Annotated in this window: 20 protein-coding genes; 10 read left to right on the top strand and 10 right to left on the bottom strand. The window is 73.6% G+C overall.

Translation table 11 applies throughout. The features are described from left to right. Positions 1 to 65: 65 nt before the first annotated feature. The 3 genes from tyrS to PV796_RS29065 all read left to right on the top strand — a co-directional run bounded on the left by tyrS (position 66) and on the right by PV796_RS29065 (position 2,478). Positions 66 to 1,469: a tyrosine--tRNA ligase gene (tyrS, locus tag PV796_RS29075; RefSeq protein WP_274916407.1), complete on the top strand. Its 1,404-nt coding sequence runs from the start codon at positions 66 to 68 to the stop codon at positions 1,467 to 1,469. A gap of 172 nt (positions 1,470 to 1,641) precedes the next feature. Then, positions 1,642 to 2,004 (top strand): DUF3099 domain-containing protein, encoded by a 363-nt coding sequence (locus PV796_RS29070; RefSeq protein WP_274916406.1) that lies wholly within the window; start codon positions 1,642 to 1,644, stop codon positions 2,002 to 2,004. Positions 2,005 to 2,235: 231 nt separating this feature from the next. Beyond that, positions 2,236 to 2,478, top strand: a complete 243-nt coding sequence (locus tag PV796_RS29065) for a hypothetical protein (RefSeq protein WP_274916405.1) — start codon at positions 2,236 to 2,238, stop codon at positions 2,476 to 2,478. Here the strand turns inward: PV796_RS29065 and moaA are convergent. The 3 genes from moaA to PV796_RS29050 all read right to left on the bottom strand — a co-directional run bounded on the left by moaA (position 2,461) and on the right by PV796_RS29050 (position 5,669). Next, positions 2,461 to 3,450, bottom strand: a complete 990-nt coding sequence (moaA, locus tag PV796_RS29060) for a GTP 3',8-cyclase MoaA (RefSeq protein WP_274916404.1) — start codon at positions 3,448 to 3,450, stop codon at positions 2,461 to 2,463. The genes PV796_RS29065 and moaA overlap by 18 nt on opposite strands. A gap of 180 nt (positions 3,451 to 3,630) precedes the next feature. Continuing rightward, positions 3,631 to 5,253 (bottom strand): solute symporter family protein, encoded by a 1,623-nt coding sequence (locus PV796_RS29055; protein ID WP_274916403.1) that lies wholly within the window; start codon positions 5,251 to 5,253, stop codon positions 3,631 to 3,633. Next, positions 5,250 to 5,669 carry a DUF485 domain-containing protein gene (locus PV796_RS29050; protein WP_446750635.1) on the bottom strand — a complete coding sequence of 140 codons (420 nt, stop codon included), beginning with the start codon at positions 5,667 to 5,669 and terminating at the stop codon, positions 5,250 to 5,252. Before PV796_RS29050 ends, PV796_RS29055 begins: the two co-directional genes overlap by 4 nt. A 187-nt stretch (positions 5,670 to 5,856) precedes the next feature. Here PV796_RS29050 and PV796_RS29045 point away from each other — a divergent pair, with 187 nt between their 5' ends. Both PV796_RS29045 and PV796_RS29040 read left to right on the top strand, forming a co-directional pair. Beyond that, the gene (locus tag PV796_RS29045) at positions 5,857 to 6,102 is read left to right on the top strand and encodes a hypothetical protein (RefSeq protein ID WP_274916401.1); all 246 of its coding nucleotides are present in this window, start codon (positions 5,857 to 5,859) and stop codon (positions 6,100 to 6,102) included. A gap of 137 nt (positions 6,103 to 6,239) precedes the next feature. After that, positions 6,240 to 7,733, top strand: coding sequence for a S8 family serine peptidase (locus tag PV796_RS29040; protein WP_274916400.1), 1,494 nt, complete (start codon positions 6,240 to 6,242; stop codon positions 7,731 to 7,733). A gap of 75 nt (positions 7,734 to 7,808) precedes the next feature. Here PV796_RS29040 and PV796_RS29035 read toward each other — a convergent pair whose 3' ends face one another. From PV796_RS29035 to PV796_RS29025, 3 genes are all read right to left on the bottom strand, one after another. Further along, positions 7,809 to 8,573: a lysoplasmalogenase gene (locus tag PV796_RS29035; RefSeq protein WP_274916398.1), complete on the bottom strand. Its 765-nt coding sequence runs from the start codon at positions 8,571 to 8,573 to the stop codon at positions 7,809 to 7,811. Then, the gene (locus PV796_RS29030; protein WP_274916396.1) at positions 8,570 to 9,481 is read right to left on the bottom strand and encodes a sterol desaturase family protein; all 912 of its coding nucleotides are present in this window, start codon (positions 9,479 to 9,481) and stop codon (positions 8,570 to 8,572) included. Before PV796_RS29030 ends, PV796_RS29035 begins: the two co-directional genes overlap by 4 nt. Before the next feature lie 131 nt (positions 9,482 to 9,612). Next, positions 9,613 to 10,323, bottom strand: a complete 711-nt coding sequence (locus PV796_RS29025; protein ID WP_274919287.1) for an SDR family NAD(P)-dependent oxidoreductase — start codon at positions 10,321 to 10,323, stop codon at positions 9,613 to 9,615. 460 nt (positions 10,324 to 10,783) lie between these two features. On the opposite strand from PV796_RS29025, the gene PV796_RS29020 reads away from it, so the two are divergent. The 5 genes from PV796_RS29020 (at position 10,784) to PV796_RS29000 (ending at position 15,659) form a co-directional block, all read left to right on the top strand. Beyond that, on the top strand, positions 10,784 to 11,815 hold the full coding sequence (locus tag PV796_RS29020; RefSeq protein ID WP_274916395.1) for a DEDDh family exonuclease: 1,032 nt from the start codon (positions 10,784 to 10,786) through the stop codon (positions 11,813 to 11,815). A gap of 63 nt (positions 11,816 to 11,878) precedes the next feature. Further along, a complete protein-coding gene (locus tag PV796_RS29015) occupies positions 11,879 to 12,112 on the top strand; it encodes a hypothetical protein (protein WP_274916394.1) in 234 nt (77 codons plus the stop codon). 106 nt (positions 12,113 to 12,218) lie between these two features. Then, positions 12,219 to 13,085: an SURF1 family cytochrome oxidase biogenesis protein gene (locus tag PV796_RS29010; RefSeq protein ID WP_274916392.1), complete on the top strand. Its 867-nt coding sequence runs from the start codon at positions 12,219 to 12,221 to the stop codon at positions 13,083 to 13,085. A gap of 29 nt (positions 13,086 to 13,114) precedes the next feature. After that, positions 13,115 to 14,899 (top strand): glycoside hydrolase family 15 protein, encoded by a 1,785-nt coding sequence (locus tag PV796_RS29005; protein WP_274916390.1) that lies wholly within the window; start codon positions 13,115 to 13,117, stop codon positions 14,897 to 14,899. Positions 14,900 to 14,903: 4 nt separating this feature from the next. Continuing rightward, complete coding sequence (locus PV796_RS29000) at positions 14,904 to 15,659, top strand: SDR family oxidoreductase (protein ID WP_274916389.1); 756 nt, start codon at positions 14,904 to 14,906, stop codon at positions 15,657 to 15,659. Positions 15,660 to 15,988: 329 nt separating this feature from the next. Here PV796_RS29000 and amaP read toward each other — a convergent pair whose 3' ends face one another. The 4 genes from amaP to PV796_RS28980 are packed head-to-tail and all read right to left on the bottom strand — an operon-like array spanning position 15,989 to position 17,843. Beyond that, positions 15,989 to 16,594, bottom strand: coding sequence for an alkaline shock response membrane anchor protein AmaP (gene amaP / locus PV796_RS28995; RefSeq protein WP_274916388.1), 606 nt, complete (start codon positions 16,592 to 16,594; stop codon positions 15,989 to 15,991). Positions 16,595 to 16,601: 7 nt separating this feature from the next. Next, a complete protein-coding gene (locus PV796_RS28990) occupies positions 16,602 to 17,249 on the bottom strand; it encodes a DUF6286 domain-containing protein (protein ID WP_274916387.1) in 648 nt (215 codons plus the stop codon). Continuing rightward, the gene (locus tag PV796_RS28985) at positions 17,246 to 17,638 is read right to left on the bottom strand and encodes a hypothetical protein (RefSeq protein WP_274916385.1); all 393 of its coding nucleotides are present in this window, start codon (positions 17,636 to 17,638) and stop codon (positions 17,246 to 17,248) included. The genes PV796_RS28990 and PV796_RS28985 overlap by 4 nt, the downstream gene beginning before the upstream one ends. A 7-nt stretch (positions 17,639 to 17,645) precedes the next feature. After that, a complete protein-coding gene (locus PV796_RS28980) occupies positions 17,646 to 17,843 on the bottom strand; it encodes a hypothetical protein (RefSeq protein ID WP_274916384.1) in 198 nt (65 codons plus the stop codon). Between the last annotated feature and the right edge of the window lies 1 nt (position 17,844).

Here is a 17,844-nt window from a genome sequence, read left to right as displayed (position 1 = left end):
GGGACCGGCCTAATAGACTGTCGCCCTGTCCTCCCGTTTGGGAACCACGATTGATCAGGGACGCCATGACACGCCTCGGCGAATCCGTCGCCCGCGCCAGCACACTGCTCTCCACCGACCTCTCCTCGGACGACACCGTCCGGGAGCTGCTCCAGGAGACCGGTGAGCGGCGCTATCTGGACCTGACGGACCTGTCGCCGAAGGAGCAGGCCGAGCTGATCGCCTCCCGCACGGTCGAGGTGCTGCCGGGCGTCGCGAAGCTGGCCGAGCGGATCGAGGAGCGCCGGGCGGCGGGCAAGGGGCTGCACGTCAAGCTGGGCATCGACCCGACGGCCACCGATGTGCACCTCGGGCACGCGGTGCCGCTGATCATCCTCAGCCGCTTCCAGCGGCTAGGCCACGAGGTCACCCTGATCATCGGCGACTTCACTGCCAAGATCGGCGACCCGTCGGGCCGGACGGCCGAGCGGCCGCCGCTGACCGACGAGGACATCGCGCACAACCTCGCCACCTACCGCCAGCAGGTCCGCCCGTTCTTCGACTTCGAGAAGGTCAGCTTCCGGCAGAACAGCGAGTGGCTGGCGCCGTACACCTTCCCGGAGCTGCTGGGGCTGCTCGCGCAGGTGCCGGCCGCGCAGTTGCTCCAGCGCGAGGACTTCCGCAACCGGCTCGCGGCCGGTTCCGGGCTGACCATGACCGAGCTGCTCTACCCGGTCGCGCAGGGCCTGGACTCGGTGGCGCTCGCCTGTGACGTGGAGCTGGGCGGCTCCGACCAGCTCCTCAACCTCCAGATGGGGCGCAAGCTGATGGAGCTGCGCGGGCAGCGGCCGCAGCTCGTGGTGACCATGCCGCTGATCGAGGGCACGGACGGCACAGGCGCCAAGATGTCCAAGTCCAAGGGGAATTACGTCGGGTTGAGCGCGCCCGCCGACGACGTGTTCGGCAAGATCATGTCGGTGCCGGACCGGCTGATGGAGCCGTACCTCAAGGCGTGGACCGAGTGGACCGACGACGAGATCGCGCTCGTGCTGGGCCGGGTCGCGAAGCGGTCGGTGCACCCGATGGACCTCAAGAAGATCCTGGCGGGCGAGGTCGTGACGGCGCTGTACGGGCTGGACGCGGCGATGACCGCCCGGGCCGGCTTCGTGGCGCAGTTCTCCAAGAAGTCGTTCGCGGACGTGGAGTCGCTGCCGTCGGTGGACGCCGGTGAGCACGGTGCGCAGACCGTCGCGGCGGTGCTGACGACGGTGCTGGAGTTCACCCCGAGCGCCTCGGCGGCGCGGCGGCTGGCGAAGCAGAACGCGCTGCGGCTGGTGGTCGAGGGCGCGGACGGCCAGTCGACGGTGGTGCTGGCGGAGGCCGACGCGGTGCGGCCGCTGGCCGAGGTGCTGGCGGAGAAGGTGACCGACCCGGCGGGCGTCGCCTACCTCAAGGCCGGCCGCAAACTGGCCCAGATCACCGGCCGTTAGTCACCGGCCGCGCACGGCCGCCGGCGCGGGGTGTCCGCCCTACCGCATCTGTCGGACACCCCGTACGCCATCGGCACGACCCGGCCTCGTAGGGCGGAATGGGCCGGCGTACCGTGGGAACTGACCGGAATGCGGGGAGAATCCGGCAGGACCGAGCAGGTGGTGGAACGTGATGCGGAAGCAGAACGGCGGCGTCGAAACCTTCCGGATCACGGGGGCCCGGCAGGGGCTCACCGAGGACGTGCGGGGCCGTCAGCGACGGTATGTGATCTCGATGGCGGTGCGGACCGTGGCGGTGGTGCTCACCGCCGTGCTGTGGAACATCGAACGTCCGATTGCCATCGCAACGTTGGTGATCGGCATGGGGCTGCCGTACATCGCCGTCGTCATCGCCAACGCCGGCCGGGAGAACGTCCCTTCGCTGCCCTCCACGTTCGTCAAACCCGTGCGGAAGATGCTGGATTCGGGCGACACGGAATCCGTTGCGGAACGGCCGACGGCGGAGTCGACGCAGTCGCGCGGCGAGCGCGACTGAGGCTTTGCAGCGGACGGTCGCTCCGCAAAGCTCAAGAAAAGCTCAGATCAATCACGCGGTTCCGGTGCACCGGGCGCCATCCCCCGTGACATACTGCGTACGCGCTCCGCATCCCCCGTCGGAGCGACCGATCGACGCCGGGCGGCTCCCCCCGTGGCTGCCCGGCGTCGTCATGTCTGCACCAGGCGCCGGCGCGTGAGGGCCGCGCGGTGCGGGACGTAGGGTTGAGGCGTGAACTCCCCGAACGCTTCCGAGAATGTCACCATCTGTTCGGCCAAGGGCTGCCGCGCCGATGCGGTGTGGGTGGTGGCCTGGAACAACCCCAAGCTGCACACGCCGGACCGGCGCAAGACGTGGTTGGCGTGCGACGCGCACCGGGAGCATCTGTCGCAGTTCCTCGCCGTGCGCGGGTTCCTCAAGGACGTGGTGGCGCTGGCGGATTGGGAGCGGGAGCGGTCAGCCTCCGATGGCTGACATGGGGCGCTCGGGCTGAAGGAAGGTGGGGTCGTCGAGGCCGGAGCCGGCCTTCTTGCCCCACATGGCCAGCTTCCAGATCCGGGCTATCTCGGCGTCGGGGGCGCCGGAGCGCAGCGCGGCCCTCAGGTCCGTCTCCTCGGTGGCGAACAGACAGGTGCGGATCTGGCCGTCGGCGGTGAGCCGGGTGCGGTCGCAGGCGCGGCAGAACGGGCGGGTGACCGAGGCGATGACGCCGACGCGGTGCGGGCCGCCGTCGACGACCCAGCGCTCGGCGGGGGCGGAGCCGCGCTCGTCCTGGCCCTCGGCGGTGAGGGTGAAGCGGGTGCGCAGCGAGGCGAGGATGTCGCCGGCGGTGATCATGCCGTCACGCTTCCAGCCGTGCTGGGCGTCCAGCGGCATCTGCTCGATGAAGCGCAGCTCGTAGCCCTCCTCGATGGCCCAGGCCAGGAGGTCGGGGGCCTCGTCGTCGTTGAGGCCGGGCATCAGGACGGTGTTGACCTTGACGGGGGTGAGGCCGGCGGCGCGGGCGGCTTCCAGGCCCGCGAGGACGTCGGCGTGCCGCTTGCGGCGGGTGAGGGCGGTGAAGACGTCGGACCGGAGGGTGTCGAGGGAGACGTTGACGCGGTCCAGGCCGGCGGCGCGCAGGGCGGGGGCGGTGCGGGCCAGGCCGATGCCGTTGGTGGTCAGCGAGAGCTGGGGGCGGGGGGTGAGCGCGGCGGCGCGCTCGACGATGCCGACCAGGCCGGGGCGGAGCAGCGGCTCGCCGCCGGTGAAGCGGACCTCGGTGATGCCGAGGTCGCGGACGGCGATCTCGATCAGGCGGACGATCTCGTCGTCGGTCAGCAGATCGGGCTTGGCCAGCCAGGCAAGGCCCTCTTCGGGCATGCAGTAGGTGCAGCGCAGATTGCACCGGTCCGTGAGCGAAACCCGCAGGTCGGTGGCCACGCGGCCGTACGTGTCGATGAGCACTGGGCCCCCTCCCCGAGAGTGTGGATCGGTGCGTCGATCGATTGCGTCTTCGAGCCTACGCGATGGGTCCGACAGTGAGGAGGCGTGAGAAGCACGAGGTGGGCGGGGTGCGGTCGTAGAGAACTACGACGGCACCCCGCCCGGGGGCTGTAGAGACGACTCAGGCGGCCCGGGGGTGGCTCAATGGGCGCCGCTGCCGGTCAGGGAACGGACCTCCAGTTCGGCGTACTTGGCGGCGTCCGGCGCCTCCTTGGAGAGCAGGGAGCCGAGCCAGCCCAGGAGGAAGCCGAGCGGGATGGAGATCAGGCCCGGGTTCTCCAGGGGGAAGAGCGCGAAGTCGGCGCCGGGGAACATCGAGGTCTCCTTGCCGGAGACGACGGGCGAGAACAGCACGAGGAGGACGGAGGAGAGCAGGCCGCCGTAGACGGACCACAGGGCGCCCTGGGTGGTGAAGCGCTTCCAGAAGAGGCTGTAGAGGAGGGTGGGGAGGTTGGCGGAGGCGGCGACGGCGAAGGCGAGCGCCACCAGGCCGGCGACGTTCAGGCTGCGGGCGAAGACGCCGAGGACGATGGCGACCGCGCCGATGCCGACGGTGGCCCAACGGGCCGCGCGGACCTCCTCCTTCTCGGTGGCGGCCCCCTTGCGCAGGACGTTGACGTAGAGGTCGTGGGCGAAGGAGGAGGACGAGGCGAGGGTGAGGCCGGCGACCACCGCGAGGATGGTGGCGAAGGCGACCGCGGAGATCACGGCGAGCAGCACGGCGCCGCCGGTGGAGCCCGCGCCGCCGCCGATCTCCTGGGCGAGCAGCGGGGCCGCGGTGTTGCCCGCCTTGTTGGAGGCGATGAGGGTGCCGGGCTTGATCAGGGCCGCGGCGCCGAAGCCGAGCGCCAGCGTCATCAGGTAGAAGACGCCGATGATGCCGATCGCCCAATTCACCGATGTCCGGGCGGCCTTGGCGGTGGGCACGGTGTAGAAGCGGATGAGGATGTGCGGCAGGCCCGCGGTGCCCAGGACGAGGGCGAGGCCGAGGGAGATGAAGTCGATCTTCGAGGTGGCGGTGGCCCCGTATTTCAGGCCGGGCTCCAGGAAGGCGGCGCCCTTGCCGCTGTTCTCGGCGGCGGCGCCGAGCAGCGCGGAGGGGTTGAAGTGGAACTTCCAGGCCACCAGGAAGGTGATCAGCAGGGTGCCGGCGATCAGCAGGACGGCCTTGACCATCTGGACCCAGGTGGTGCCCTTCATGCCGCCGATGGTGACGTAGAGGATCATCACGATGCCGACCAGGACGACGACGAGGATCTTGCCGGCCTCGCTGGTGATGCCCAGGAGCAGGGTCACCAGGGCGCCGGCGCCGGCCATTTGGGCCAGCAGGTAGAAGATCGAGACGACGATGGTGGAGGTGCCGGCGGCGGTCCGTACCGGGCGTTGGCGCATCCGGTAGGCGAGCACGTCGCCCATGGTGAACCGGCCGGAGTTGCGCAGCGGTTCGGCGACCAGGAGGAGCGCGACGAGCCAGGCGACGAGGAAGCCGATGGAGTACAGGAAGCCGTCGTAGCCGAAGAGGGCGATGGCGCCGGCGATGCCCAGGAAGGACGCCGCGGACATGTAGTCGCCCGAGATGGCCAGGCCGTTCTGGAAGCCGCTGAACTGCCGCCCGCCGGCGTAGAAGTCCTCCGCCCCCTTGGTCTGCCGGCCGGCCCAGACGGTGATGCCGAGGGTGGCGGCGACGAAGACCGCGAAGAGGGTGACGATCAGGGTGCGGTGCTCGCCGGCGCCACCGGCGGCCAGGTGAGAGGTGAGGGTCATGCGCCGGCCTCCTGTACGCCGGTCGGGCCGGGGCCGTCCTCCGGAGCGGCGTCCTGCGGGGCGGCGGCCGGCGTGGTGGGGCCTTCCAGGTGGGCCTTGAGGGCCGCGGCCCGGGGGTCCAGGCGGGCGGCGGCGTGCCGGGAGTACCACCAGGCGATCAGGAAGGTGGTGGCGAACTGGGCGAGGCCGAGCACGAGGGCGACGTTGAGGTGGCCCGCGACCTTGGTGGCCATGAAGCCGCCGGCGTAGCTCGACAGCAGCACGTAGGCGAGGTACCAGAGGACGAAGGCGGCGGTGAGCGGGAAGGCGAACGAGCGGTGTGCGCGGCGGAGTTCGGCGAACTCCGGGCTCGACTGCACCTGTGGGTAGTCGGGCGGGTCGTGCGGCCCCCGGTCGGCGTGGGGTGCGGTGATCACTCAAGTCTCCTGACGCTCGATGAGCTGGTACGGGGCCGACAATAAGGCCCGAATAAGTGATGTAGATCACGCATCGTAGGGCCGGTGGGCGCGGCGCGACAGACGGTGGATGGTTGAATTCCCGAAGAAATCGGGGGAATGGGCGCACCGGCCGCCACCGCGCCGACGGCGCTTCGTTGGGCCGGTCATGACGCCCCCGCCGCCGCAGGACCCGCCGCCGTACGCCCCCCGCCGGCGCCCGTACGGCAGCGTCCGGCTGGCCGCGCCGATCGCCGCCGCCTCCTCGCGGCCGCGTCCGGGGGCGGACGCCCGGCGCTGGTACGGCCCGCGGATCCCGCTGCCGCCGCTGAGCATGGGCACGCTGCGCACCCGCGACGGCGCGGCCGGCGGCCCCCGCCCCCGTTCCCTGCCGCGGCCGCCGACAACTGACTAGGCGTCAATTCGCCGCCTCCGCGGGTTTGTTCCGCGTTCCATTGCCGCGCACCGGCGCGCGCCGCTAGCTTCGCCTGTCATGTATCCGCCCGTACGCGCCCCGCGTGCGGGCGGTCCGACGGATGAGGTGGAGTACCCATGGCACGACCCCTTGCACGTCCCCGGAACAGACGCCTGCGGGCCCTGGCCGTACCGCTCGGGCTGGCGCTGACCGCCTCCCTCGGCTTCCTGCCGAGCGCGGCCGGCGCGACGCCCCGGGCCAGCGGCCCGCTGCTGTCGTACGTGGTCAACACCGTCCCCGGCCACGCCACCGTCGCCAAGGTCGAGCGGGCGATAGGCCGGGCCGGCGGCACGGTGGTCACCGCCCACGAGCGGATCGGCGTGATCGTCGCGCATGCGGCCGATCCCCGGTTCGCCGCCGGCATCCGCGCGGTGCCGGGGGTGCAGTCGGCCGGCGCGACCCGCACCGCGCCGCTCAAGCAGTCCGGCACCGACGACGTCGGTAGGCCGCAGCGGATCACCAAGGCCCAACTCGCGGCGGCCGAGCGCACCGCGCGGGCCACCGGCGAGGAGCCGCTGGAGCCGCTCCAGTGGGACATCCGCGCGATCCGGGCCGACCGGGCGGCGAAGGTGAACCCCGGCAGCCGCAAGGTGACCGTCGCGGTCATCGACACCGGCGTGGACGACACCCACCCCGATCTCAGGCCGAACTTCTCGGCCCGGCAGTCCGCCAACTGCGTCGGCGGGGTGCCGGACACCTCCCCGGGCGCCTGGCGGCCCTACGACCCGGTCACCGGCGCCCACGGCACGCACGTGGCGGGCACCATCGCCGCGGCCCGGAACGGCGTGGGGGTGACCGGCGTCGCGCCCGGCGTGAAGGTCTCCGCCATCAAGGTCAGCGAGCCGGGGACCGGTCTGTTCTACGCGGAGAACGTGGTGTGCGCCTTCGTCTTCGCCGCCGACCACCACGTCCAGGTCACCAACAACAGCTATTACGTGGACCCGTGGATGTTCAACTGCAAGGACGACGCCGATCAGGCCGCCATCGTTGACGCGGTCGGCCGGGCCGCGAAGTACGCGCAGGACCGGGGCGTGGTCAACGTCGCGGCGGCGGGCAACGCCAACGCCGACCTCGCGGCCGACAAGCTCGCCGACACCGGCAGCCCCAACGACTCCACACCGGTCAACCGCACCGTCAACCCCACGCGGTGCTGGGACGTGCCGGCCCAACTCCCGGGGACGGTGACCGTCGCGGCGACCGGTTCGCACCGGCTCAAGTCCGGCTACTCCAACTACGGCCTCGGGCGGATCGACGTGGCGGCACCGGGCGGCGACACCCAGCAGGTGCCCGAACTGCCCGCCAAGAACGGCAATGTGCTGTCCACCATCCCCGGCGGCGACTGGGCCTTCTACGCCGGCACCTCGATGGCCTCCCCGCACGTCGCCGGCGTCGCGGCGCTCCTGAAGAGCACCCACCCGAAGGCGAGCCCGCAGGAGATCCAGTGGCTGCTCAAGCAGCAGGCCGACAACCCCGGGTGCCCGACGGGCGACACCACCTGCACCGGCACCCGGTACGTCAACAGCCACTTCGGCTACGGGATCGTCGATGCGCTGAACGCGGTGACGGAGTGAGCCCGTTGGACGCGGTGAACGCGGCGCGGTAGACGCGCGTCCTGGGTGGTGGCGGGCCCGGCCCGCCACCACCCGTTACCCCGCGCGCCCCAGGGCGGCGGCGAGCCGGTCCACCGGGGCGCGCGACTCCGCGGGCGCCGGGTCGGCCGGTCCGGCCGCCGCCGCCAACACCCCGACGGCCAGGGCGCATTGGGCGGCCGCGTAGGTGAGCATGACCCAGAACTGCGGGACGGGAAGCTGGGGCCAGTGGGCGAGGCCGCCGGCGAGCAGGGAATCGGAGAGCAGGAAGAGCAGCCCGCCGGCGGCGGCCCGGCGGCCCGCCCGGAGCGCGCCGAACGCCATCGCGGTCAGCAGCAGGCTGTAGCCGGCCACCGGGACCCGCAGATCGGCCGGCAGGTCCGGCCACAGCAGCACCGTGGTGGCGACCAGCGCGGCCGCGTACAGCCCGGCGACCGTGGCGCTGCGCGACCGGCGGGTGCTGACCGGCCCGCCGTGCCGGGCGAACAGCACCAGATAGCAGACGTGGCCGAGCGCGAACGAGCCCATGCCGACCAGGAACGCGGTGCCGCCGTCGAGTTGGAGCAGGGTGTCACCGCCGCAGCCGAACAGCAGCGCCCCGGCCAGCAGCGGCGGCCCGCCGCGGGTGAGGACGTGCGCGGCCAGCAGCGGCATCAGGGCCGGCTTGGTGAGGTGGACGAGGGTGTCCGCAAGTCCCGCGGGGCCGGCGCCACTTGGGGCGGCGGCGCGCACCACCAGGGCGACGAGGTGGCAGACGGCCAGGACGGCGAAGACGGCCAGCAGGACCCGGGCGGCGCGCGGCCGGGGCGCGAGAGGTCTCATGCGGCGGGCTCCCCCACCGCGGGCTGCGCCGCGCGCCCTGCCGCGCTCTCGGCCTCGGCCGCCGCCGCGGCGCGGACCCGGGCCGGCTGCCAGCCCGGCCCGCGGAACACCCGCCCGGCGCGCTCGCCCCAGCCGTCCGCGGCCCGGACGTCGCGGGCGATGGCGGCGTACTCGTGGGTGGCGACCCGCAGCGGGTTGAAGGTGTTGATGTCCTTGGTGAGCCCGTACACCGGCCGCTCGGTCTCGGGGACGAACGAGCCGAACATCCGGTCCCAGATGATCAGGATCCCGCCGAAGTTGCGGTCCAGATAGCCGCCTTGGGAGGCGTGGTGGACGCGGTGGTGCGAGGGCGTGTTGAAGACGAACTCGACCGGCCGGGGCAGGGTGCCGATCCGCTCGGTGTGCACCCAGAACTGGTAGACGAGGTTGGCGCCGGAGGTGAAGGCGATCACGGCGGGGTGCACGCCGCACGCGACCATCGGCACGTAGAACGGCCAGACCGTCCAGGTCGTCCACGGCTGCCGCAGCGCGGTGGTGAAGTTGAACCGCCGGCTGGAGTGGTGGACCACGTGGCAGGCCCACAGCACGCGGATGACGTGGTGGCCGCGGTGCGACCAGTAGTAGAAGAAGTCCTGCACCAGCAGCATCAGGAGCAGCGTCCACCACGTGACGGGGATGCGCAGCGGGGTCAACTCGTAGACGGCCGCGTAGATCGCCACGATCGGTATCTTCCACAGCGCGTCGAAGACCAGGCTGCCCAGCCCCATGGTGACGCTGGTGGCCGCGTCCTTCGCCTCGTACCCCTCGGCGTCGTCGTCGGGGTGCAGGCGGTAGCTCACCATCTCCACGACGGTGAGCACGACGAAGGCCGGTACGGACCACAACACGACATCGGGCAGGTGCGGCATGCCCCGCACCATAAGTGCGCCACCGGGCGTACCGCTAGAGGTAGTTACTCAGAAGTATGTAAGACCTGGCGTCAGCTTCCCGCCTGGGCGTACCGTCGGTAGCCCCAGAGGCGTCGGTCGTCCGCGGTCCCTCACTCCGCCTCGGTGCGCGCGCCCGGCGGCACCATCCAGAAACGGCCGCCCCGGATGCCGTCCACGACCCGCCCGGCAACCTCCGCGACCGCGGCGGGCGGCACCGGTGGCCCGGCCCCGTCACGCGCGTACGGTCCGGGGACGAGCACCGAGGCCCCTACGGGGGCGCCCGCGGCCGCCAGTTGGGCGCGCAGGGTCTCGGTCAGGGCCACCACCGCCACCCCGGTGGCGGCGGGCACGGAGGCGGCACCCGGGGGCACGCACCCGCCGTCCGCGGCGGCCGAGTTGACGACGTGGCCGGGCTCCCCGGACGCCACCATCCGGGGCAGGAAGCACCGGACGCCGTGCAGCACGCCCAGGACGTTCGCCTCGAACGACCGCCGCCAGTCGGCGGGATCGTGCGCGCACAGCGGCCCCGCGGCCCCGCACCCCGTCCCGGCGTTGTTGCACAGCACATGGACGGCGCCGAAGGTGTCGTAGGCGGCGCCGGCCAGCGCCTCGACCTCCGCCCGCTCGCCGACGTCCACGGTGCGCGCCAGCAGTTCGGCGCCGCCCGCGATCAGTTCGTCGGCGAGGGCGCGCAGCGGCTCCTCCTCGGTGTCGGCGAGGACGACCCGCAGGCCCTCCACCGCGAGCCGCCGGGCCAGGGCCCGGCCGAGGTCGCCCGTCGCACCGGTGACCACCGCGACCTGCCCGGCCCGCAGCTCCATCACGCGCCCCCGCCCCGTCGCCGGTCGCGGGCCGGTGGCGGGGCGCCGCCGCGCCGCCACCCGGCGGGACGCGGGCCCAACGGGGCGCCGGGGCAGTCCCGTTGGGCCCCCGCGGCGGCCCGGGCCGGGGCCGCCGGTGCGTCCGCGGCGGCCCCGGCCGCGGTGCGGGCTCCGCAGTGTGCGCCTGCCATGGCGTACCGCCCTTCGTCGTCCGTGTCATCGTGTGGTCGGAGTGGTCCGTGCGGCGCGGGTCGTGCGAGGCGTCCGTCACACCGTCGCACCGTGGCCGACGGGGGGTAAAGACCGTGCTCCCGGCCGGAGCTGGGCGCGCGGGGCGACGACGGCGGCCCCGCGCCGCCCCGTTGAGCCGCGCGCCGGCCCCGGCGGGCGCCACGTCCCGGCCCGCTGCGTCCCCCGGCGATGCGGTGGCTGTCGGTGGTGGCCCGTATCCTCAGTGACCATGCTCGAAGACCACAGCGCAGCCGCCCCCTCGATCGCGCCGAAGATCGGCCGGCAGCCGGGCCCGCAGACGCCGCCGGCCGACTGGCCGGCCGGGTATCCGCAGGGATACGCGGTGGTCGACGTGGAGACCACCGGTCTGGCCCGCGACGACCGGATCATCTCCGCCGCCGTGTACCAACTCGACGCCCAGGGCGAGTTCCAGGACTCCTGGTACACCCTCGTCAACCCGCAGCGCGACCCCGGGCCGGTCTGGATCCACGGCCTGACGAGCGCGGTGCTGGAGGGCGCTCCGCTCTTCCCGGAGATCGTGCCGGAGCTGTCGGCCCGGCTGGCGGACCGGGTGCTGGTCGCACACAACGCCATGTTCGACTGGTCGATGCTGGCCCGGGAGTACGCCCGGGCCGCGGCCGTCGCCCCGGTGCGCCAGCGGCTGTGCACCATCGCGCTCTCCAAGGAGCTGGGCCTGCCGCTGCCCAACCACAAGCTGGAATCCCTCGCCGCGCACTACGGCGTCATACAGGAACAGGCCCACCACGCCCTGGACGACGCCCGGGTGCTGGCCGAGACCTTCCGCCCCAGCCTGTGCCGGGCCGCGCGGGCGAACGTCCGGCTGCCGCTGCTGAGCTGCCAGCCGCTGACGGAGTGGTCCGACGCCCCCGCGCCCCGCGCGCACCCCACCGGCTCGTCCTACCGCCCCACCTCCTGGCGGCCGGCCCGCAAGCGCCCGGCCTGCCCGTATCCGAACCCGGGGCGCTACGAGCCCGGCGGCCGGCTGGTCCAGGGGATGCGGGTCGCCTTCTCCGGGGACACCTCCGTGGACCGCGAGCTGCTGGAGGACCGGGCGGTCGAGGCCGGGCTGCACGTGGCCACCAGCGTCTCCCGGCTGACCAGCCTGCTGGTGACCAACGACCCCGACGCCCGCACTTCCAAGGCGGTCAAGGCCGCGTCGTTCGGCACGCCCGTCCTCGACGAGGCGGCGTTCATGCAGCTCCTGCGGGACGTGCGGCCGGCGGCGCCCGCGTCCGGGTGAAGCCCGGTCAACACACCCGCCGGCGCCGCGCCCGCTCGTGCCCCCGCCCCCAGTCTGTGGCGCATGACACGTTGTGAGGTCTGCGGAAACGACTACGGAATGACGTTCGAGGTGCACGCCCAGGGTGCGGTGCACGTCTTCGACTGCTTCGCCTGCGCGATCCACCGCATGGCGCCGATCTGCGAGCACTGCCGGGTCCAGATCATCGGGCAGGGCGTGGAGGCGAACGGGCAGTGGTACTGCGGTGCGCACTGCGCCCGCTCGGCCGGGCAGGTGGGCATCGTCGACCGGGTCTGACGCCCGGCGCGAGCGCGGCGCACGGCGGTCCCCCGTCGGCCCCCGCCCGGCCCGCCGAGGGACCCCGCGGGCCGGGCGCCCAGGGTCGGGGGGTACCGTCGCAGCCGTGTACCGCTTCCTGTTGACCCGGCAGTGGGTGATCCTCACCCTCCTAGGGCTCGTCCTGATCCCCATCATGATCAAGCTGGGGTTCTGGCAGTTCCACCGCCATCAGCACAAGGTGGCGCAGAACGCGCAGATCGCGCACAACCTGGCCGCCACCCCGGTCCCGGTGACCGAGCTGGCCGCCGTCGGCCGCGACCTGCCGCACGGCGACATGTGGCGCCGGGTCACCGCCACCGGAACGTACGACACCGCGCACGAGGTCGTGGTCCGCCAGCGCACCGCCGCCGACGAACAGACCATCGGCTACTACGTGCTGACCCCGCTCGTCCTGCCCAACGGCGACGCCGTGGTCGTCAACCGCGGCTGGATCGCGCCCGGCAACGACCTCACCAAGTTCCCGGACGTGCCGGCCGCCCCCAAGGGCACGGTCACCCTCACCGGCCGGATGATGGTCGACGAGACCACCGCGGTCAGCGGGATCAAGGACACCAAGGGCCTGCCGCCCCGCCAGGTCATGCTGATCAACAGCAAGCAGCAGGCGAAGCGGGTGGGCCGCCCGATGCTCGGCGGCTACATCGAGCAGACCGCGCCCGAGACCAAGCACAACTCCCCCGAGTTGGTGCCCGAGCCGGACCACGACTCCATCGGCCCGCACATGGCGTACGCGGTCCAGTGGTGGCTGTTCGCGGCGGCGGTGCCGGTCGGCTGGGTCGTCCTGGTGCGCCGGGAGCGCCGGGACCGGGCGGCGGCCGCGGCCAAGGAGGCCGAGGAGTCCGGGGAGGCCGCGGCGGCGCCGGAGAAGGCCGACGACGCCGAACAGGCCGCTGCCGGCGAGCCGGTAGCCCGGACGGCCGCCACCTCCGAGTAACGCCCGCGCCCCGCGGGAAGGGCCGCGGAGTGCACCCACGCATCGAGGACTACGCACTCATCGGCGATCTCCACACCGCCGCGCTGGTCGGCCGGGACGGCTCCATCGACTGGCTGTGCCTGCCCCGCTTCGACTCCGCCGCCTGCTTCGCCGCCCTGATCGGCGGCAGGGACAACGGCCACTGGACGCTGGCCCCGCGGTCTTCGAAGGCCCGTGCCACCCGCAGTTACCGCGGGGACTCGCTGATCCTGGACACCGTCTGGGAGACGCCCGAGGGCAGCGTCAAGGTCACCGACTTCATGCCGCAGCGCGAGCGGATGCCCGACGTCGTCCGGGTCGTCACGGGACTGCGCGGCCGGGTCGAGATGCACGGGGTGCTGCGGCTGCGGTTCGACTACGGGCGGGTGGTGCCCTGGGTGCGCGCCTCCGAGGGCAGCCGGGTCGCGATCGCCGGCCCGGACTCGGTGTGGCTGCGCACGCCCACTGGTGGCGTCACCTACGGCAAGGACTTCAGCACCCGCTCGGAGTTCACCGTCGCGGCCGGCGAGCGCACCGCGTTCGTGCTGAGCTGGCACCCCTCGCACGAGCCCCGGCCCGACCAGATCGACCCGTTCGCGGCCCTCGCGGACACCACCGAGGACTGGCACACCTGGTCCGCGCGGTGCCGCTACCACGGCCGGTACCGCGCCGCGGTGATCCGCTCCCTGATCACCCTCAAGGCGCTCACCTACGCGCCCACCGGCGGGATCGTCGCGGCCCCCACCACCTCGCTGCCCGAGGAGCCGGGCGGGGTGCGCAACTGGGACTACCGCTACTGCTGGCTGCGCGACGCCACCCTGACCCTGAACTCCCTGCTCACCGCCGGCTATCTGGAGGAGGCCGACGCCTGGCGGGAGTGGCTGCTGCGCGCGGTGGCCGGCTCCCCCGACGACCTCCAGATCATGTACGGGCTGGCCGGCGAGCGGCGGCTGCCGGAGACCGAACTGCCCTGGCTCTCCGGGTACGAGGGTTCGCTGCCGGTGCGGATCGGCAACGCCGCCGTCGGGCAGCGCCAACTCGACGTCTACGGCGAGGTGATCGACTCGTTCCACGCCGCGCTCACGGCGGGGCTGCCGGTCAAGCCGCACGCCTGGAGCATCCAACGGGCGCTGGTGGAGTACCTGGAGTCCACCTGGCGCGATCCGGACGAGGGCATCTGGGAAATCCGCGGCCCCCGCCAGCACTTCGTGCACTCCAAGGTCATGGCCTGGGTCGCGGCCGACCGCGCGGTCAAGGTGCTGGCGGCGCACCCGAGACCGGGCGGGGACGTGAACCGCTGGCGGGCGATGCGCGACGAGGTGCACCGGGAGGTCTGCGCGCGCGGCTACGACACCGAGCGCGGCACCTTCACCCAGTCCTACGGCTCGACGGAACTGGACGCCGCGACGCTGCTGATCCCACGGGTCGGCTTCCTCCCCGGTAACGACCCCCGGGTGATCTCGACCGTCGACACCCTGCGCCGCGAGCTGACGCACGACGGCCTGATGCGCCGCTACAGCACCGGGGGCACCCCCGTGGACGGGCTCCCCGGCGACGAGGGCACGTTCCTGGTCTGCTCGTTCTGGCTGGCGGACGCGCTGCTGCTGACCGGGCGCCGGCAAGAGGCCCGGGCGCTGTTCGAGCGGCTGCTGACGCTGCGGAACGACGTGGGGCTGCTGGCCGAGGAGTACGACCCGGCCAGCGGGCGCCAACTGGGCAACTTCCCGCAGGCGTTCAGCCACATCGGCCTGGTGGGGACCGCCTTCGCGCTGCACGACGGGGCGGGGGCAGACTAGGGCCATGGATCTTGGACTCACCGACCGGACGTATCTCCTCACCGGCGCCACCCGGGGCCTGGGCCTCGCCACCGCCCGCGAACTGGTCGCCGACGGCGCCAACGTCGTGCTCACCGGACGCACCGAGGAAGCCGCCACCGAGGCCGCCGCCTCTCTGGGCGAGCGGGCCCTGGGGGTCGCCGCCGACAACGCCGACCCGGACGCGCCGGCCCGCCTGGTGGCGGCCGCCCGGGAGCGCTTCGGGCGGCTCGACGGCGTCCTCATCAGCGTGGGCGGCCCGCCGCCCGGCACCACCGACGACACCACCGACGAGCAGTGGCGGACGGCCTTCGAGACGGTCTTCCTCGGCGCGGTCCGGCTCGCCCGCACCGTCGCCGCGGAGCTGGGCGAGGGCGGCGTCATCGGCTTCGTGCTCTCCAGCTCGGTGCACGAGCCGATCGCCGGGCTCACCATCTCCAACGGCCTGCGCCCGGGCCTCGCCGGCTTCGCCAAGTCCCTCGCCGACGAGTTGGGTCCGCGCGGCATCCGCGTCGTCGGCGTCCTGCCCGGCCGGATCGCCACCGACCGGATGGCCCAGATCGACGCGGCCTCCGGCGACCCCGAGGGCTCCCGCACCCGCAACTGCGCCGCCATCCCGCTGCGCCGCTACGGCGACCCGGCGGAGTTCGGCCGCACCGCCGCCTTCCTGCTCTCCCCCGCCGCGTCCTACGTGACGGGCGTGATGGTCCCGGTGAACGGCGGGGCCCGCCGCGGCTTCTGAGACCCACCCGGTGGCGTTCGCGTCACCACGCCGCCGCCCCGGCCGACGCAACTGACGCCCGGCCGGGGCGAGTTCGCTCCACTTCCGCGGCAGACCCTCTCCGCTCGGCTCCCGCGAGAGTCCCTGCACCCGGCCCGTGCGACCCGCCGCCGCTGCCCAACTCCCGTGAGGCTGCCGGCCGTCGGCGCCTCCCGGCGGTCACCGGACGGCGCTACGCCCCGGGAGACCACGGCCGGTCCGCGAGGAGGCCCGCAGACCGACGAGGGCCGCACAGGCGGGCAGACGGGCAGACGGGCAGGAAACCGCACGCCCCGTGCACCCCACCCGCCCTAGCTGACCCGTTCCGCCCGGTGGCGGACCGCCCGCAGCCGGACCTCCGTCGGTAGCCGTTCCAGGCCGGCCGAGTCACGGGCGTGGGCCACCGCCCCTTCGGACAGCCGGAGCACCACGATCCCGGGGTCGGCGTGCGGGGCGAGGACCACCAGGGCGTGCGCCCGCGGCGCCATGCGACGGCCGGTCAGCACGACGGCCGCCCGGTCGACGCCGTCCACCGCCGCCGCCTCGGCCGCCAGCGCCGCCTCCAGGGCCCGCCCCCGCACCACCGCGCCCTCCCCGTCCCCGGTGTCGACCAGCAGCGAACCGAGCCGACGCCGCCGGAGTTGGGCCAACAGCCACCACAGCAGCAACAGCACCAACGCGACCAGCGCGGCGATGACCGACGGCCACCACCAGCCGCGGTCGGTGAACCGGGTGCGGTCACCCGCCGGGAGCGGGACCGCGTCCGGGCGGGCCCAGGGCCAGCCGGCGGGCAGCGCGAGGTGCCAACGCGCCGGCAGGTCCAGGCCGCCCAGCAGCGCCAGGGCGCCGCCGCCGAGCAGCAGCAGCCCGACCAGCCCGAGCAACACCCGGTTGACCGTGGCGTGAACGGTGCGCATCGCGCCCTCACCTCCTCCGGGGGCGCCGGACGTCGACGGACAGCCGTAGCCGGTGCGGCAGGCCGAGTTGCCGCAGTCCGTCGCCGAGCGCCGTGGTGAGGTCGCCGCGGACCTCGTCCAACTCCCTGAAGTGCACCACGGCCTGGGCCCGCGCCCGGTGGCGGCTGACGGTCATCCGCACGGACTGCACGCCGGAGACCTCCATGGCCCGGTCGCGCAGCACCAGCGCGGCGGCCGGCCGGTCGAGCCCGGCCCGGATGCCGGGGGTGGCCCGCCGCATCGGCAGCACCGCCCGCAGCCCCGGCGTGCCGGCCAGCGCGAGCAGCCAGATCCCGAGGACCACCGCGGCCGCCGCGCCCCCCAACACCCAGGGGTCGTCCAGGTGCCGGGTGGCCAGTTCGTGCGCCAGCCGCCGGCGCCAGGCCATCGCGGTGCGGCCGGCCCGCACCGCGGCCACGTCGTAGAGGAGCAAACCGGTGGCGCCCAGCAGGACCAGCGCGACCAGCGCCGCCGGCACCCGCCGGGCCGACCAGAAGCGCCCCGCGCGCCGATCGGCGTGGACCAGGCCGGGATCCACGACGCCCGGCCCGACCGCCAACCCGCCCTCGGGACGGCCCGGTTGACGGGCCCCGACCCCGCCCCGCCCCGCGCTCATCGCACCCGCTCCCGCCCCCGGTCCACCAACAGCGGCGAGTTCAACCGCTCCACCTGTACCGCCACCTCGGTGACGACCATCCCCGCCAACGCGCTTACCCGCTCGGTCACTTGACGACGCACCTGGCCGCACCGCGCGCCGATCGGGGTGGGATAGGCCAGCTCCACGGCGATCCGCAACCGGGCCTCGCCGAACGGCGGATGGACCTCGCGGCGGGCCACCGTCACCGTGGCGTGGGCGTCGGTGGGCGCACCGGGGGACGCCGCGCGCAGCGCCTCCCGGGCCGCCCGCGCCGCGATCTTGGCGACCACCCGGTCCGCGACCCTGGTCTCACCGCGCTCGCCGGCCGGCACGTCGGTGGCAGCGGCGGGCCCGGTCACCGTCGCCATCCGCCGCTCACCGCCGCCGGTCGTCGCGGTCGCCGGTCCGGGTGCGGAAGAACTCCCCGGCCTCCAGGTCCCCGTCGAGGAACCTGCCGGCCACGAACCCCACCACGCCCAGCGCCGCGACCAGGATGAACGCCCCGAACCCGCCGAAGTACCCGGCGAAGCCCAGCGCCATCCCGGCCACCAGGCCGATCACGGCCATGCTCATC

Origin of the sequence: Streptomyces sp. WZ-12 (genome assembly GCF_028898845.1) — a bacterium.
GTDB lineage: Bacteria > Actinomycetota > Actinomycetes > Streptomycetales > Streptomycetaceae > Streptomyces.
Note: the sequence above shows the minus strand (reverse complement) of the source record. Positions and strands in the feature narration are given on the sequence as shown.

Excerpts from the sequence above, each read along its gene's own strand:
- tyrS (WP_274916407.1), top strand. The coding sequence starts at position 66 with ATGACACGCCTCGGCGAATCCGTCGCCCGCGCCAGCACACTGCTCTCC.
- PV796_RS29070 (WP_274916406.1), top strand. The coding sequence starts at position 1,642 with ATGCGGAAGCAGAACGGCGGCGTCGAAACCTTCCGGATCACGGGGGCC.
- PV796_RS29055 (WP_274916403.1), bottom strand. The coding sequence starts at position 5,253 with ATGACCCTCACCTCTCACCTGGCCGCCGGTGGCGCCGGCGAGCACCGC.
- PV796_RS29045 (WP_274916401.1), top strand. The coding sequence starts at position 5,857 with ATGACGCCCCCGCCGCCGCAGGACCCGCCGCCGTACGCCCCCCGCCGG.
- PV796_RS29040 (WP_274916400.1), top strand. The coding sequence starts at position 6,240 with ATGGCACGACCCCTTGCACGTCCCCGGAACAGACGCCTGCGGGCCCTG.
- PV796_RS29035 (WP_274916398.1), bottom strand. The coding sequence starts at position 8,573 with ATGAGACCTCTCGCGCCCCGGCCGCGCGCCGCCCGGGTCCTGCTGGCC.
- PV796_RS29030 (WP_274916396.1), bottom strand. The coding sequence starts at position 9,481 with ATGCCGCACCTGCCCGATGTCGTGTTGTGGTCCGTACCGGCCTTCGTC.
- PV796_RS29025 (WP_274919287.1), bottom strand. The coding sequence starts at position 10,323 with ATGGAGCTGCGGGCCGGGCAGGTCGCGGTGGTCACCGGTGCGACGGGC.
- PV796_RS29020 (WP_274916395.1), top strand. The coding sequence starts at position 10,784 with ATGCTCGAAGACCACAGCGCAGCCGCCCCCTCGATCGCGCCGAAGATC.
- PV796_RS29015 (WP_274916394.1), top strand. The coding sequence starts at position 11,879 with ATGACACGTTGTGAGGTCTGCGGAAACGACTACGGAATGACGTTCGAG.
- PV796_RS29000 (WP_274916389.1), top strand. The coding sequence starts at position 14,904 with ATGGATCTTGGACTCACCGACCGGACGTATCTCCTCACCGGCGCCACC.
- amaP (WP_274916388.1), bottom strand. The coding sequence starts at position 16,594 with ATGCGCACCGTTCACGCCACGGTCAACCGGGTGTTGCTCGGGCTGGTC.
- PV796_RS28990 (WP_274916387.1), bottom strand. The coding sequence starts at position 17,249 with ATGAGCGCGGGGCGGGGCGGGGTCGGGGCCCGTCAACCGGGCCGTCCC.
- PV796_RS28985 (WP_274916385.1), bottom strand. The coding sequence starts at position 17,638 with ATGGCGACGGTGACCGGGCCCGCCGCTGCCACCGACGTGCCGGCCGGC.
- PV796_RS28980 (WP_274916384.1), bottom strand. The coding sequence starts at position 17,843 with ATGAGCATGGCCGTGATCGGCCTGGTGGCCGGGATGGCGCTGGGCTTC.